This is a genomic window from Streptomyces sp. MBT53, assembly GCF_016654115.1.
GTDB lineage: Bacteria > Actinomycetota > Actinomycetes > Streptomycetales > Streptomycetaceae > Streptomyces.
In genome coordinates this window covers 62,545-76,178 of record NZ_JAEQAZ010000029.1, presented here as the reverse complement: position 1 = coordinate 76,178, position 13,634 = coordinate 62,545, and the positions used below count along the sequence as shown (strand labels likewise).

Annotated in this window: 14 protein-coding genes; 5 read left to right on the top strand and 9 right to left on the bottom strand. The window is 70.6% G+C overall.

Going from position 1 to position 13,634, the window contains the following annotated elements:
- Positions 1–32: 32 nt before the first annotated feature.
- Positions 33–533 carry a MaoC/PaaZ C-terminal domain-containing protein gene (locus JHN45_RS13615; RefSeq protein WP_200709486.1) on the top strand — a complete coding sequence of 167 codons (501 nt, stop codon included), beginning with the start codon at positions 33–35 and terminating at the stop codon, positions 531–533.
- Here JHN45_RS13615 and JHN45_RS13610 read toward each other — a convergent pair.
- Both JHN45_RS13610 and JHN45_RS13605 read right to left on the bottom strand, forming a co-directional pair.
- Entirely contained in the window at positions 512–1,924 is a 1,413-nt protein-coding gene (locus JHN45_RS13610) for a glycoside hydrolase family 1 protein (protein ID WP_200709487.1), read from the bottom strand. The genes JHN45_RS13615 and JHN45_RS13610 overlap by 22 nt on opposite strands.
- 99 nt (positions 1,925–2,023) lie before the next feature.
- The gene (locus JHN45_RS13605) at positions 2,024–2,329 is read right to left on the bottom strand and encodes a hypothetical protein (RefSeq protein WP_200709488.1); all 306 of its coding nucleotides are present in this window, start codon (positions 2,327–2,329) and stop codon (positions 2,024–2,026) included.
- Between the two features lie 236 nt (positions 2,330–2,565).
- Between JHN45_RS13605 and JHN45_RS13600 the strand changes: the two genes are divergently transcribed.
- A complete protein-coding gene (locus JHN45_RS13600) occupies positions 2,566–2,889 on the top strand; it encodes a hypothetical protein (protein WP_200709489.1) in 324 nt (107 codons plus the stop codon).
- Between the two features lie 115 nt (positions 2,890–3,004).
- Here the strand turns inward: JHN45_RS13600 and JHN45_RS13595 are convergent, their stop codons facing one another.
- Positions 3,005–3,871 (bottom strand): crotonase/enoyl-CoA hydratase family protein, encoded by an 867-nt coding sequence (locus JHN45_RS13595; RefSeq protein WP_200709490.1) that lies wholly within the window; start codon positions 3,869–3,871, stop codon positions 3,005–3,007.
- 90 nt (positions 3,872–3,961) lie between these two features.
- Here JHN45_RS13595 and JHN45_RS13590 point away from each other — a divergent pair, with 90 nt between their 5' ends.
- Genes JHN45_RS13590 through JHN45_RS13580 form a run of 3 tightly spaced genes read left to right on the top strand, consistent with a single transcriptional unit; the run spans position 3,962 to position 6,929 of the window.
- Positions 3,962–4,762: an enoyl-CoA hydratase/isomerase family protein gene (locus tag JHN45_RS13590; RefSeq protein WP_234467671.1), complete on the top strand. Its 801-nt coding sequence runs from the start codon at positions 3,962–3,964 to the stop codon at positions 4,760–4,762.
- A gap of 5 nt (positions 4,763–4,767) precedes the next feature.
- Entirely contained in the window at positions 4,768–5,910 is a 1,143-nt protein-coding gene (locus JHN45_RS13585) for an acyl-CoA dehydrogenase family protein (RefSeq protein WP_200709491.1), read from the top strand.
- Positions 5,907–6,929 (top strand): LLM class F420-dependent oxidoreductase, encoded by a 1,023-nt coding sequence (locus tag JHN45_RS13580; RefSeq protein WP_200709492.1) that lies wholly within the window; start codon positions 5,907–5,909, stop codon positions 6,927–6,929. The genes JHN45_RS13585 and JHN45_RS13580 overlap by 4 nt, the downstream gene beginning before the upstream one ends.
- A gap of 7 nt (positions 6,930–6,936) precedes the next feature.
- Here the strand turns inward: JHN45_RS13580 and JHN45_RS13575 are convergent, their stop codons facing one another.
- The 6 genes from JHN45_RS13575 to JHN45_RS13550 all read right to left on the bottom strand — a co-directional run bounded on the left by JHN45_RS13575 (position 6,937) and on the right by JHN45_RS13550 (position 13,588).
- Positions 6,937–7,695: a FadR/GntR family transcriptional regulator gene (locus tag JHN45_RS13575; protein WP_200709493.1), complete on the bottom strand. Its 759-nt coding sequence runs from the start codon at positions 7,693–7,695 to the stop codon at positions 6,937–6,939.
- Positions 7,696–7,700: 5 nt separating this feature from the next.
- Complete coding sequence (locus tag JHN45_RS13570; RefSeq protein ID WP_200709494.1) at positions 7,701–8,102, bottom strand: Zn-ribbon domain-containing OB-fold protein; 402 nt, start codon at positions 8,100–8,102, stop codon at positions 7,701–7,703.
- A complete protein-coding gene (locus JHN45_RS13565; protein WP_200709495.1) occupies positions 8,099–9,250 on the bottom strand; it encodes a thiolase family protein in 1,152 nt (383 codons plus the stop codon). Before JHN45_RS13565 ends, JHN45_RS13570 begins: the two co-directional genes overlap by 4 nt.
- A 4-nt stretch (positions 9,251–9,254) precedes the next feature.
- Positions 9,255–10,829 (bottom strand): AMP-binding protein, encoded by a 1,575-nt coding sequence (locus JHN45_RS13560; RefSeq protein WP_200709496.1) that lies wholly within the window; start codon positions 10,827–10,829, stop codon positions 9,255–9,257.
- A 34-nt stretch (positions 10,830–10,863) separates the two neighbouring features.
- Positions 10,864–12,354 carry an aldehyde dehydrogenase gene (locus tag JHN45_RS13555; RefSeq protein WP_200709497.1) on the bottom strand — a complete coding sequence of 497 codons (1,491 nt, stop codon included), beginning with the start codon at positions 12,352–12,354 and terminating at the stop codon, positions 10,864–10,866.
- A 91-nt stretch (positions 12,355–12,445) separates the two neighbouring features.
- Positions 12,446–13,588, bottom strand: coding sequence for an acyl-CoA dehydrogenase family protein (locus tag JHN45_RS13550; protein ID WP_200709498.1), 1,143 nt, complete (start codon positions 13,586–13,588; stop codon positions 12,446–12,448).
- Between the last annotated feature and the right edge of the window lie 46 nt (positions 13,589–13,634).

Here is a 13,634-nt window from a genome sequence, read left to right as displayed (position 1 = left end):
ACCACGGACGCACGAGGCACGAGGAGCGCGCGATGACGGCAAAGCACACCCACACCGAAATCCCCCCGCTGGTAAAGGGGTTGACCTTCGAGGAGATGCCTGTCGGGCAGGTCTTCCGTACCGCCCGCCGTACGGTCACCGAGACCGACCTCGTCAACTTCGTCACCTGGGGCGGCTTCAACGAGCCGCTCTTCTGGGACGCCTCGCACGCGGCCGACGGCGGCTACACCGGGCGGCTGGTCCCGGGCGCGCTGACGTACTGCATCGCCGAGGGACTCGTCCTGCAGACGAACGTGCTGCACGGCACGGGCCTGGCCTTCCTGCACATGGAACTGACCGTGCGGGGACCGGTCTACGTCGGCGACACGCTGTACGCCGTCGTGGAGACCACCGGCTCCCGGCCGTCCGGCAAGCCCGGCCGGGGCGTGGTGACCAGCCGGATCACCGTACGCAACCAGCGGGACGAGGACGTGCTCGTCTACACGCCGGTACGGCTGATCCGGGGCCGGGACTACGAGGCTCCGACGCGCTGATCCCGGGGGCCGCCGGGCGGGACCAGGGTCAGCCCGGCCGTCGGACCCGGCGCCTCGGGACCGGGGAAGGCTCCGGCCCGCAGCCAGTCCGAGGGCATCGGCGGTCGCGGCGGGGGCTCGTGGTCGGGGACGGCCATCGCGTAGAGGCGGGTGTAGCGGAACTTCGCCTCCAGGTTGTCGAGCACCGACCAGTACTCGTAGCCGCAGACGTCCACACCGCGCTCGATGACCCGGCCCAGCCAGGACAGCCTGGCGCGCAGCAGGGCCCGGCGGCGGGCGTCGTCGCTGTGGCCGGTGTCGTCGACGAGGTCCAGGTCGCCCATGCCGTTGTCGACGACGGACAGCGGCGGCAGCAGGTCGCCGTAGAGGTCGTGGAGGTCCGCGACGGCGTCGGCCAGGCCCTCGGGGAGGATGGGCCAGCCGTACGCCGTCGTCTCCACGTCGTCGAACGGGACGATCGCGAAGCCCAGGCCGACCAGCAGGCGGTTGACCTCGTTGAGCCTGCTCTGGCACTTGTCGGCCGGCAGTGCGCGGGCGAGGTTCTCCGGTGCGGTGACGCGGAACGGGGTGTGCCAGGACAGACCGAGCAGATCCTGCGGCGTGGCGATGACGTCCAGGTCACCGAGGCGTACGCAGTCGGTGTCCTCGATCGGAGAGACGTCGTCCTCGGTCACCATGTGCTCGCCGAGCAATAGGGGGTCGAGGAAGAGGCGGTTGGTCCAGCTCAGCAGGCGGTCCAGGGCGAGCCGGTCGAAGGGGTCCTCGGTGGCCGCGTAGCCGCCGACGAGGGTGACCGTGGTACCGATCCGCCCGCTGACGCCGGCGGCGCGGAGAGCGCGGGTGGCGAGTCCGTTGGCGAGCAGGATGTGGTGGACGGCGGGCAGGCCGGCGCGGCCGATGCCCCGGCCGGGGGTGTACATCCCGGCCACGTGGTCGGCGAGGGTGGGCCCGGCCAGGTCGGTGGAGGTGATCCAGCGGGTGACGCGGTCGCCGTAGCGGCGGCCCAGCTCGGCGGCGTAGGCGGCGAAGTGCTCGGCTGTGTCGCGCTCCAGCCAGCCCCCGTGCTCCTCCAGCCAGGACGGCAGCGACCGGTCGAACAGGGTGAGGCAGGGGCGCAGGCCGAGGGCGAGCAGGGAGTCGAGTTCGCGGTCGCAGCGGTCCAGGGCCGCGTGGTCCCAGCTGCCGGGGCCGTCGGGCTGGAGCAGCGGCCATCCGGCGACCATGCGGTGGGTGTCGGGTGTGACGCCGACCAGTTCGCCGATGTCGTCGGTCCACTGGCGGAAGTGGCCCCCGCGCTCGGCCATCGGCGGCGGCGGGGCCGCGATGGCGTCCGCGGTGGCGACTCCCCAGTCGACACCGTGGAAAGAAACCTGCAGGAAACCATCGCTCATGGTCACCGTCCCGGGCGGAATAGCTAACGCATTCAACTGAATGCCCGCCGTTCGGACGCTAACACTTCGGGGAAACGACGACAATGTTTCGGACAGATCTCATTGATCCGTCAAAGGGTCGGGGCGAGGCCGGGCCGTGTCCAGGGCGGAGGCTGCGGGCCGTCGGATCGTGGCCATGATCGGCCCGTCGGGAATACCGGAGACCGTGGCCGGCGGAGGCGGGCAGCAGACGATCCGCAGGCCGGCGGTCCCTCGCACATGCGGTCGGGCATCCACGAGATCGTCCACGGCGGGGCGCGCCGGGCGGGTTCCGACCGTGTGGTGGCCGCGGCGGCAGCGGGCGAGGGCCGCCTCGATGATGGCCCGGTCGTCGCGGGCGGTGGGGCCGGGGCGCGTTTCGGCCATGATCCGGTCGGCGATCGGAGCGGTCCCCAGGCCGTGTCACCGAAGGAGGATGGGGAGCCGGGCGCACCACGGACTCCGGCGTCGAGCAGTGTCATTCGCGGCACGGGCCACGCCTTCCGCCTGCGCCGGTCCAGCCGCGGTGCGTCCATCTCGCTGCGTAAACTGCTGGCTCCTGTGCCCGCCCTCGATGGCTGCGCGCGTACTGACGGTTTCCCGTTCGAGCCGAGGAGTGAGCCGTGCCCGACCGACCCGAGATCGTCTGCATCTGCGGCTCCACGCGGTTCGTGGACGAGATGAGCGCGGCCAACCGTGACCTGACCTTCGCAGGGGTCATCGTCGTCGCGCCGGGCATCTTCCTGCGCGCCGAAGATCAGGGAGCGGACGAGGTGATCACCAACGAGCAGAAGACCGCGTTGGGCGCCCTCCACCTGCGCAAGATCGACCTGGCCGACCGGGTTCTGGTGGTCAACCCGGGCGGGTATATCGGCGAGTCCACGAGCAGGGAGATCGCGTACGCCCACGCCACCGGCAAGCCGATCTCGTACACCGATCCCTTCTGATCAGACCAGAAGAGCTGAGGGCATCCGACGGGAGAGGGCGCTCCAGTCGGCCCAACTACCCGTTCGCGCAACGGAGTCCGCAAGCGAGCGCGCGCTCCCCCTGCTCCAGTGCCGCCTACTCCCCGAAGGGCCGGAACTCCTCGTCCCGCCACCAGGGGTAGACCGTCGGCATGTCCTTGCTGACCCGGCCCGGGAACTCGGGCGGCCGCTTGGCCAGGAACGATTCGACGCCCTCCACCGGGTCCGGGCCGCCGCCGATCTGGCTCATGATCCGCGAGTCGAGGCGGTGCGCGGCCATCGGGTGCGGCTCGCCGAGCATCCGCCACATCATCTGGCGGGAGAGGGCGACCGAGATCGCAGAGGTGTTCCGGGCGATCTCATGGGCGAGTTCGTACGCCGCCGGCAGCAGTTCCTCCGGCGGGTGGACGGAGCGGACCAGCCCGGCCGACAGGGCCTCGTCGGGGCCGAAGACGCGGCCGGTGGCCACCCATTCCATGGCCCGTTGCATCCCCACGGCCCGCGGCAGGAACCAGCTCGCCGCGGATTCCGGCACGATGCCGCGCCGGGCGAAGACGAAGCCGAACTTCGCCGACGTCGAGGCGAGCCGGATGTCCATGGGCAGGGTCATGCTGGCGCCGGCGCCGGCCGCGGGGCCGTTGACCGCGGCGATGACCGGCTTGGTGCTGGAGAAGATCCGCAGCGCGACCCGGCCGCCGGTGTCCCGGTGCCAGGCGCCCGCCTTGCGGTGGTCGAACGACGACCCGCCGGAACTGACGTCGGCGCCCGCGCAGAATCCGCGCCCGGCTCCGGTCACCACGATCACCCGTACGTCGTCGTCGGCGTCGGCCGCGTCCAGGACGTCGAGCAGATCGCCCATCATCTGCGGGTTGAAGGCGTTCAGCTTCTCGGGCCGGTTGAGCGTGACGGTGAGGATCCGGTCCGCCACCTCGGCTCGCACGGTCTCGTACTCCTGCTCCGGCATGCGCGTCCTCCGTCGGGCTCATCACTCCGCGACCTGGTTCTCATAAAGCTCAATTAGTTATAGCATTCAACTCTACTGAACTGTTCCTGGATGGTGGCGGTGGAGATGATGGATCTGGTGGTGACGGCCCTCGGGCCGGTCCGGCTGATCGAGCTGAACCGGCCCGACCAGCTCAACGCGATGAGCGAGGAACTGCACTCGGGCCTCGCGTCGGTCTGGGACGCGATCGCCGACGACCCCGACGCACGGGTGGTCGTGCTCACCGGCCGGGGAAGGGCCTTCAGCGCGGGCGGCAACTTCGACATCATGACCCGAGTACAACGCGACCCCGTCTTCCGGCAGCAGAACGTCGACGAGGCCCGGCGGATCATCACCGGCCTGGTCCGCTGCCCGTTGCCGGTGATCGCGGCGGTCAACGGGCCTGCCGTGGGCCTGGGTTGCAGCCTGGCCCTGCTGAGCGACCTCGTCCTGATCGCGGACGACGCCTATGTGGCCGACCCGCACGTCCAGGTCGGTCTCGTCGCCGGCGACGGCGGCGCGCTCGTCCTGCCCCTGCTCGTCGGCCTGACCCGCGCGAAGGAACTCCTCTTCCTGGGCGACCGGGTGAGCGCCGAGGAAGCCGTCCGGCTCGGCATCGCCAACCGCGTCGTACCCAAGGACAAGCTCCTGGACGAGGCCATGGACCTGGCCGGACGCCTGGCCGCCCTGCCCCCACAGGCGCTGCGCGGCACCAAGCGGGCGGTGAACCTGCATCTGGAGCAGGCCATGGCCGCCGTACTGGAGCCGGCGCTGCTCGCCGAACGGGACAGCATGCACGACCCCGACCACATCGGCGCAGTGGAGAAGATCATCGCCTCGCGCGGGCGTCGCCGCGCCGGAGCGGAGGGCTGAACGCCATGGACTTCGCGTTCAGTGACGAGCAGGAGGAACTGCGGCGCACGGTAAGGGCGTTCCTCGCGAACACGTCGCCCGAGACCGAGACACGGCGGCTGATGGAGACGCCGGAGGGCTTCGACCGGGCACTGTGGCTCCGGATGGGGACGGAACTCGGCCTTCAGGGGCTGGCCGTCCCCGAGGAGTACGGCGGTGCCGGGTGCGGGCCGGTCGAAGTAGGCGCGGTCATGGAGGAGTTGGGCCGCACGCTCGCATGCACGCCCTTCCTCTCCTCGGCCGTGCTGGCGACGACCACCCTGCTGCGCTGCGACGACGAGGACGCCCGCAAGCGCCTGCTGCCGGGGCTCGCCTCCGGCGAACTGGTCGGAACACTGGCCCTCACAGAGGACTCGGCCCGCTGGGACATGACCGGGATTCAGCTCAACGCCCGTGCATCAGACGGGCGTTGGCTGCTGACCGGGCACAAGATGTTCGTCCTGGACGGCGCCTCCGCCGATGTCGTTCTCACCGCGGCGCGGACCGACGACGGGATCGGCGTGTTCTGGGTGGACGGCGACGCGACGGGACTGACCCGCGTCCCCCTCCCCACCATGGACCCGACCCGCCGACAGGCCCGCCTCGACTACGACGACGTACCGGCGACCAGGCTGCGTACGCACGGAGACGGCTGGGATCTGATCTCGCAGGTACTCGACCGGGCCTCGGTGGCACTCGCCGCCGAGCAGGTGGGAGTGGCCTCCCGCGCGCTGGACATGGCGGTGGAGTACGCCAAGGTGCGACACCAGTTCGGGCGGCCCATCGGCTCCTTCCAGGCCGTGAAGCACCTGCTCGCCGACGTCCTCCTCGAAGTGGAGTCCGCGCGTGCCGCCGCGCACTACGCACTGCTCGCGGCGGCGAACGAGGACCCGGACCTGCCCGCGGTGGCGAGCCTCGCCAAGGCGTTCTGCTCGGACGCGTGTCTACAGGCGACGGCGGAGAACATCCAGGTCCACGGCGGCATCGGCTTCACCTGGGAGCACCCGGCCCACCTGTATTTGAAACGGGCCAAGACATCTCAACTCCTGTTCGGAGACCCGGCGTACCACCGCGAACTGCTCGCGCGGCGCATCGGGTTGGACGCGGTCACAGTGGACGGAGCGGCATGAAGGTCGACGGAAAGCTCAGCGTGTGGGGTACCGCGGAGGTCGTGGCGGAGGCCCTGCACCACGAGAAGGCGGGCTACGACGGTCTGTGGGCCTCGGAGTCGAAACACGACCCGTTCCTGCCGCTGCTGCTCGCGGCCGAGCACACCGAACGGCTGGAGGTGGGCACGGCGATCGCGGTGGCGTTCGCCCGCTCCCCCATGCAACTCGCCTACACGGCACACGACTTGCAGGCCTACTCCGGCGGGCGGTTCTCGCTCGGCCTGGGCAGTCAGATCAAACCGCACATCGAGCGGCGCTTCGCCATGCCGTGGAGCCGCCCCGCCGCCCGGATGCGGGAGTACGTGAGCGCGCTGCGCGCCATCTGGGCCGCCTGGAACGAGGGCGAGAAGCTCGACTTCCGCGGCGACTTCTACACCCACACGCTCATGTCCCCCTTCTTCTCACCCCCGCCCGCTCCCGGCGGCGCCCCGAAGGTCTTCGTGGCGGCGGTCGGTGAGGCGATGACACGGGTCGCGGGCGAGGTCGCCGACGGACTCCTGGCGCACGGCTTCACCACCGAGCGGTATCTGCGGGAAGTGACCCTCCCGACCGTCGAGTTCGGCCTGGAGCGATCCGGCCGCACGCGCGGCGACTTCTCCGTCTCCCATCTGCTCCTCACCGCGACCGGCCGCACCGAGGAGGAACTGGCGCGCGCGATCGACGGCACCCGCCGCCAGATCGCCTTCTACGGCAGCACACCCGCCTATCGCGGAGTCCTGGAGCTGCACGGCTGGGGCGAACTCGGCGACGAGCTGAACGCGCTGTCGAAGTCGTCCCGCGAGGACAGGTGGGAGGCGATGGGCGGACTGGTCGACGACGAGGTGCTGCACACCTTCGCGGTCGTCGCGGAGCCGGAGCGGGTGGCGGGCGAGATCAGGCGCCGGTACGGGAGTCTGGTGGACCGAGTGTCCTTCTACACCGCGTACGAGATCGACGCCGAGGTGTGGGAGCCCATCGTGCAGGAACTGCACGGGAGTTGACGGTCCGTCAGCCGAGCAGGTCCAGGACCGTCGTCATGGACCTGCTCTGCAGCAAGTAGTCCTCGGCCTCCTGGAGGTGGAGGCGCCACAGCTCCTCGGCGGCCTCGGTGCGGCGCCCGGCGACCAGTTCGACGAGGGCGCCGTGGGCACGGAAGCCCCGGCGGTTGGCCCGGATGTTCTCGGAGCTGCCGGCGTCGAGGTCGACGTGGGACCAGTTCGCCTGGTCGATGATGTGCCGGACCATGCCGTTGAGGACGCTCAGCGTCTCGTTGCCGGCGAGTTCGACGACGAGGGCGTGGAACTCCATGTGGGCGCGGATGAAGGCCGAGGGGTCGTCCATGAGTGCCTCGGCCTCGGCGACGGAGGCCCGCAGCCGCTCCAGATCCCGGTCCGTGCGGCGCTGGGCGAGCAGACCGGCGCACGGCGCCTCGATGACCGTACGGGCGTCGTAGACGTCCTTGAGGGTCGTGCCGCGGTACTCGAGGACGACTCCCGCGTAGCGGGCGGCGACCGTGCCCTCCGGGACCTGCACCCGTGCCCCGCCCCTGGCGCCCCGGCGCACGCTGATCAGCGACTCCGACTCCAGCACCCGGAACGCCTCGCGCAGTGTCGGCCGGGAGACGGCGAACTCCGCCATCAGGGCGGTCTCGGCGGGCAGCGCCTCCCCCTCGGCCAGCTCCCCGCGCACGATCTTGCGGCGCAGCTGTGCCGCCACCAGCTCGGCCATCTTGGGAACCCGCACCGGCGTGTTCGCCACGGCATCCATCTCCTTCAGTCACCTGGGACCGGCACGAAGTACGGAAGGCTGATCTCGTCGGTGAGGCGCCGGAAGTCCACGCGCACCCGCATGCCGATGCTCACGTCGTCCGGGTCACCCGCGTCGATGTGGGTGAGCAGGGTGCCGCCCTCGTCCAGGTCGACCACGGCCAGCGCGAACGGTGTGTCGAAGCCGGGGCCGGGTGCGCGGTGGACCACGGTCACCGAGTAGACGGTGCCCCGGCCGGCACTGGGCACGTACCGCCAGTCCGCCGACATGCAGCCGGGGCAGGCGGGTTCGGGCACGAGGAAGCGCAGCCCGCAGCCCGGGCAGTGCGGGACGACGAGGTCACCGCGCCGGGCCGCGTCCCAGAACGGCTGGGACAGTGGAGTGGGTTCGGGCACCGGGCGGCTCATCGGGTCCTCCCCAGCACGCTCATCTCGTAGTGCTGCGCGCCGGAGCCGGCGTTGCCGACCACCGCCAGCTCAGCGTCCTCCACCTGGTGGACGGCCGTGCCGCGCAACTGCCGTACGGCCTCGACGACTTTGAGGGTCATCTGCTGGGTTCCGTTCCACGCGTACGCCAGACAGCCGCCGTCGGGATTGACGGGATGCTTGCCGCCGACGGCGATGGCGCCACTGGCCGCCAGGGGGCCTCCCTCGCCCTCGCCGCACAGCCCGAGGACCTCCAACTGCCGGATGATCTCGAAGGAGTTGGGGTCGTAGAGGGAGAAGACATCCACGTCCTGCGGGCCGATGCCCGCCATGGCGTAGGCGCGGGCCGCCGCGTCCTGGCCGAGCTGTCCGACCTCCCGGTACAGCGCGGGGTTGGCATACGCGGCCTGGTGGTACTCCATGCCACCGCCCAGCACGGCGACGGGCGGGTGGGGCAGGTCGCGGGCCCGTTCGGCGGTGGTCACCACGAGGGCGGCGCCGCCCTCGCCGACGATGCAGCAGTCCAGCAGGTGGAACGGTGTGGCCACCATGCGGGAGGCGAGCACGTCGTCGGCGGTGTACGGGCCGCGGCCGTACATCATCGCCTCCGGGTTGGTGGCGCCGTTGTTGCGGACGGTGGCGGCGACCTCCGCGAGCTGGCGGGCGGTCGTCCCGTACTGGTGCATGTGCCGGGCCGCCACCAGCGCGAACTGGGCCACGACGTAACTGCCCCAGACGTCGGCGAACTCCAGCTGGACTCCGGCGCCGACAGGGCCCGCGCCGCGCGAGACCAGCTTGCAGCCGCCGACCACGACGGTGTCGGCGAACCCCGCCCGCACGGCCGCCGCCGCCTTCAGCAGGCCCCGTGAGCCGGCGTTGTCGAGCATCGAGTCGCTGGTCCAGCGCAGGTCCCGGCCGAGCATCCGCGCCCAGGAGCTGCCCTCTCCGGGTACGCCGCCGGGGCCGGGCCAGTCGACCTGGGCGCCGTCGACGTCCGCCGGAGTCAGTCCGGCGTCCTCGATCGCGCCGCGCACCGCTTCGAGGGCGAGGCCCATCGCGTCACGGTGCGGGAGGGACAGTGCCTGCTCGGTGGCGTGGACGCCGACGACGACGGGTTGCCGGTCGTTCACGGCGTCACCGTCCCGCGCCGAGCTGGTCGCCGCCGGGATAGCCGCCCCCGCCGAAGCGCTCGTCGAGCGCCTCGTAGTCCTTGGCGAAGTCCTTGGTGCGCGGCAGCGCCTCGACGAACTCCACCGTCTTCGGCTTCTTGTACGAGGCGATCCGGGCCCGGCAGTGCTCGATGAGGTCCGCGGCCGTGACCGGTTCGGCGTCGGGGTGGAGGACGACGACCGCTTTGACGTCCTGCGCCCAGCGCTCGTTCGGGACGCCGATCACGGCGGCCTCCTTCACCGCCGGGTGGGACTCGACGCAGTTCTCCACCTCGGCCGGGAAGATGTTCTCGGCGGCCGACTTGAGCATGCGGGTCGTGGTGCCCAGGAAGCTGATCGTGCCGTCGCTCTCGCGCCGGCCGAGGTCGGTGGTGTGCCACCAACCGAAGCGGAAACGCTCCTCGTTGATCTCGGGCCGGTTCCAGTAGCCGAGGTGCACGAGGTCGCCCCGGACGCAGATCTCGCCGGCCTGGCCGATCTCGCACTCCTTGCCGGTGCCGTCCAGGATGCGTACGGCGGTGAAGGGGCCGGGGCGTCCGGCGTTGCCGGTGCCCGTGCCGCCGTAGGCGCCGGTCACGGCGAAGCCGGTCACCTCGGTCTGGCCGTAGCCGCGGCCCTCGCCGCCGCCGTTGCGGGTGAAGCGGCTGGTGTCGGTGGGGACCGTGCCCTGCCACAGGGGGGCGGCGACGCTGGCGCGCAGGTGCGAGAGGTCGTGGCCCGCTTCCCTGTTGAGGGCGACGAGTTGGGCGATCGTCGGGGGCATGAGGTACGCGTGTGTGCACCGTTCCGCCGCCAGCAGCGGGAGCAGTTCCTCGGCGACGACCCGGCGGACGACGACGTTCTTGCCGCCGTGCACGAAGGCCGGGACGCCCCAGAACTGGTAGTTGCCGATGTGGAACATCGGTCCGGCGCCGAGGAAGGCGGTCTCCGTCCCGATGTCTCCCATCCAGGCGGCGCTCGCTCCCATGGCGAGGAGGTTGCGGTGCGAGAGCATCGAGCCGGACTGGCGTCCGGAGATCGCCGCGGTGTAGATGACCAGGAGCGCGGAGTCCGGGTCGATGTCGAGGGCCGGGTCCTCGGCCGCGCCGGAGGCCAGGAAGGACTCGTAGGAGCCGGGGCCCTCGGAGTCGTGTCGCAGCCACAACGCCCGGTGGTCGCTGCCCAGTTCGGCCCGCGCCTTGCCGACCGTGTCGCCGATCTCCTCGTCCTGCCAGATCACCACCCGGGGGTCGAAGTCCTCGACGGCGAAGGCCATTTCGGGGGCGGCCCAGCGCCAGTAGCCGGGACAGACCATGGCGCCGATCTTCGCGGCGGCGCCGAGCAGTTCCCAGATGCGGAAGGAGTTCTGTCCCAGCCACAGGACGCGGTCGCCGGGGCCGACCCCGGCGATCGTGAGGGCGTTGGCGAGACGGTTGGTGCGCTCGTCCAACTGCGGCCAGGTCAGCCGGACTTCGCCGTCGACGAGGGCGATGCCCTCGGGGAAGGACCGTCGGTGCTCGCGGATGGTGTCGCCGAACGTCAGGCGGCGGGCGGAATGCATGCTCTTGGCTCCCAGGGCTTTCGGAAGACGGGTGTCAGACGCGGCTGATGCCGACATCCTTGACGTGGACGAACTCGTCGAGACCCGCCTTGCCGCCCTCCCGGCCGAACCCGCTCGTCCCGACGCCGCCGAACGGCGTGGCGGGCGAACTGATCGGGTTCGGGCCCGGGTTGACGTAGACCGTCCCGGCTTTCAGACGTGGCACCAGACGGTTCACGCGCCCGATGTCACGGGACTGGATGTAGGCGGACAGGCCGTACTCGGTGTCGTTGGCGAGGGCGACGGCCTCGTCCTCCGTGTCGAAGGGGGTGATGGCCAGGACCGGGCCGAAGATCTCCTGCTGGGCGAGGTCGCTGCGGTTGTCGACGTCGGCGAAGACGGTCGGGGAGACGAAGTACCCGTCGGCGTCGATGCGTTCACCGCCGTGCACGAGCCGCCCCGCACCGCCTTCTACGGCCTTGTCGATCACGCCCTGGACGCGGTCCCGGGCGGCTTCGTCGATGAGGGGTCCGATGTACGTCGTCGGGTCGAGCGGGTCGCCGACGGGCAGGTGGGCGACCACACCGGCGACGCGCGCGACGACCTCGTCGTAGATCGACCGCTCGACCAGCAGCCGTGTCGGCAGTGCGCAGCCCTGGCCGGTGTTGCTCATGGCGAAGGCCGCGCAGTACGGCACCACGGTGTCGAGGTCGGTGTCGGCGAAGAGCAGGTTGGCAGACTTGCCGCCGAGCTCGAACAGGACGGGTTTGAGGCTCAGCGCGGCGTCGGCCATGATGCGGCGTGCGGTGGCGGGTCCTCCGGTGAAGGAGATCTTGTCCACGCCGGGGTGGGTGACCAGGGCCGATCCCGCGTCGCCGAGTCCGGTGACGACGTTGACAACCCCCTCGGGGATGCCCGCCTCGCGGGCCAGGTCGGCGAAGAGCAGCGCGGAGAACGGCGTGGACTCGGCCGGTTTGATGACCACGGTGTTGCCGGCGGCGAGCGAGGGCGGGACCTTCATCGCCAGGGACAGTGCGGGTGAGTTCCAGGTGATGATGTGGCCGATGACGCCGTAGGGCTCGGCGAGGGTGTACTCGACGTTCTCGTGCGGGCTGTAGGCCGCGCCGACCATGCCCTCGATCTTGTCGGCCCAGCCGGCGTAGTACTCGGTCCACTCGGCGACGTGCGGTCCGACGTTCGAAGCCCAGCCGCCGACGCAGATGCCGTTCTCCAGCGGGCAGATCGCCGCGAAGTCGGGGATGTGGTCGCGGAGGAGCTGCGCGAAGCGGGTGAGCAGGCGGCGTCGCTCGGCGGGGCGCATGGTGCCCCACACCTCGAAGGCCTGGCGGGCGGCGGTGACGGCCCGGTCCACCTCGGCGGGGCCCGCGAGCGGGATGTGCGCCTGGACGAGGCCGGTCGCCGGGTTGCGGTGCTCGTACCGGCCGCCGCTCGTGTCGGTGACGTCCTTGCCGCCGATGACCAGTCGGGGGCGCGGCAGGTCGTGCTTGGCTCTGTCCTGGTGCAGCTTCACGTCGACCGTGACCACGGTTGCCTCCTTGAGCCGCATCCCACATCTCGCACATCTCGCTTAAATAGCTAACCTATTTATCCAAGCCAGTCAATGAGTTCGGCTGGTATCAGAGGCCCAGCGAGCGCCCGATGATCTCCTGCATGATCTCCGAGGTCCCGCCGAACACCCGCTGCACCCGGCTGTCACGCCAGATCCGGGCGATCTCGTACTCGTTGACGTAGCCGTAGCCGCCGAACAACTGCATACAGCGGTCGATGACCTCCCAGCCGGTCTCCGAGGTCCAGTACTTGGCCGCCGCGGCCTCCTCGGCCGTCAACTCGCCCTGGAACAGGCCCATGATGCAGCCGTCGACGTAGACGCGGGCGGCGCCCAGCTTCGCCTTGATGTCGGCGAGGGCGAAGCGGTTGGCCTGGAACTCGCCGATGGGCTGCCCGAACGCCGTACGGGTCCTGGCGTAGTCCAGCGCCAGTTCGTACGCCCGCTCGGCGGCCGCCAGCGAGGAGACGGCGATGGCGAGGCGCTCGGTGGGGAGGTTGCCCATCATGTGGTAGAAACCGCGGTTCTCCTGCCCGATGAGGTTCTCGGCGGGGACGCGGACCTCGTGGAAGAAGAGTTCGGCGGTGTCCTGCGCCTTCATGCCGACCTTGTCGAGCTTGCGTCCGCGCTCGAAGCCCTCCGTGTCCCGTTCGACGACGATCAGGCTGATGCCCTTGTGCCCGGCGTCGGGGTCGGTCTTGCAGGCGACGACGACCAGGTCGGCCAGGATGCCGTTGGTGATGAAGGTCTTGGAGCCGTCGATCACCCACTCGTCGCCGTCGCGGCGGGCGGTGGTGCGGATGGCCTTGAGGTCGGAACCGGCGGCCGGCTCCGAGAGCGCGAGCGCGCAGATCGTCTCGCCGCTGGTCACTCCGGGCAGCCAACGGGCCTTCTGCTCAGGGGTGGTGAGGTTCGTCAGGTAGGGCGGGATGACGTCGTTCTGCAGCCCGAGCCCGATGCCGACCGAGCTGGTGGCCGCCATCTCCTCCGCCATGATGGCGTTGTAGCGGAAGTCCCATATCCCCTGGCCGCCGTACTCCTCCGGGAACTGCCAGCCGATGAGTCCGGCCTTGCCCGCCGCCGCCCACGCGGCCCGGCTCACCTGCCCGTCCCGCTCCCACTGCTCGGCGTACGGCGCGCATTCCCGCAGGTAGTAGGAGCGGGCGGTCTCCCGGAACAGCTCGTGCTCCTCGGTGAAGATCGTTCGGCGCATGCTCTACTCCACTCAGGCATCTCGCTTATTTAGCTGAAGTAGTTAT

What these genes read in the sequence shown, in the direction of transcription:
- JHN45_RS13615 (WP_200709486.1), top strand. Translation starts at nt 33, where the DNA reads ATGACGGCAAAGCACACCCACACCGAAATCCCCCCGCTGGTAAAGGGG.
- JHN45_RS13610 (WP_200709487.1), bottom strand. Translation starts at nt 1,924, where the DNA reads ATGAGCGATGGTTTCCTGCAGGTTTCTTTCCACGGTGTCGACTGGGGA.
- JHN45_RS13605 (WP_200709488.1), bottom strand. Translation starts at nt 2,329, where the DNA reads ATGGCCGAAACGCGCCCCGGCCCCACCGCCCGCGACGACCGGGCCATC.
- JHN45_RS13595 (WP_200709490.1), bottom strand. Translation starts at nt 3,871, where the DNA reads ATGCCGGAGCAGGAGTACGAGACCGTGCGAGCCGAGGTGGCGGACCGG.
- JHN45_RS13590 (WP_234467671.1), top strand. Translation starts at nt 3,962, where the DNA reads ATGGTGGCGGTGGAGATGATGGATCTGGTGGTGACGGCCCTCGGGCCG.
- JHN45_RS13585 (WP_200709491.1), top strand. Translation starts at nt 4,768, where the DNA reads ATGGACTTCGCGTTCAGTGACGAGCAGGAGGAACTGCGGCGCACGGTA.
- JHN45_RS13580 (WP_200709492.1), top strand. Translation starts at nt 5,907, where the DNA reads ATGAAGGTCGACGGAAAGCTCAGCGTGTGGGGTACCGCGGAGGTCGTG.
- JHN45_RS13575 (WP_200709493.1), bottom strand. Translation starts at nt 7,695, where the DNA reads ATGGATGCCGTGGCGAACACGCCGGTGCGGGTTCCCAAGATGGCCGAG.
- JHN45_RS13570 (WP_200709494.1), bottom strand. Translation starts at nt 8,102, where the DNA reads ATGAGCCGCCCGGTGCCCGAACCCACTCCACTGTCCCAGCCGTTCTGG.
- JHN45_RS13560 (WP_200709496.1), bottom strand. Translation starts at nt 10,829, where the DNA reads ATGCATTCCGCCCGCCGCCTGACGTTCGGCGACACCATCCGCGAGCAC.
- JHN45_RS13550 (WP_200709498.1), bottom strand. Translation starts at nt 13,588, where the DNA reads ATGCGCCGAACGATCTTCACCGAGGAGCACGAGCTGTTCCGGGAGACC.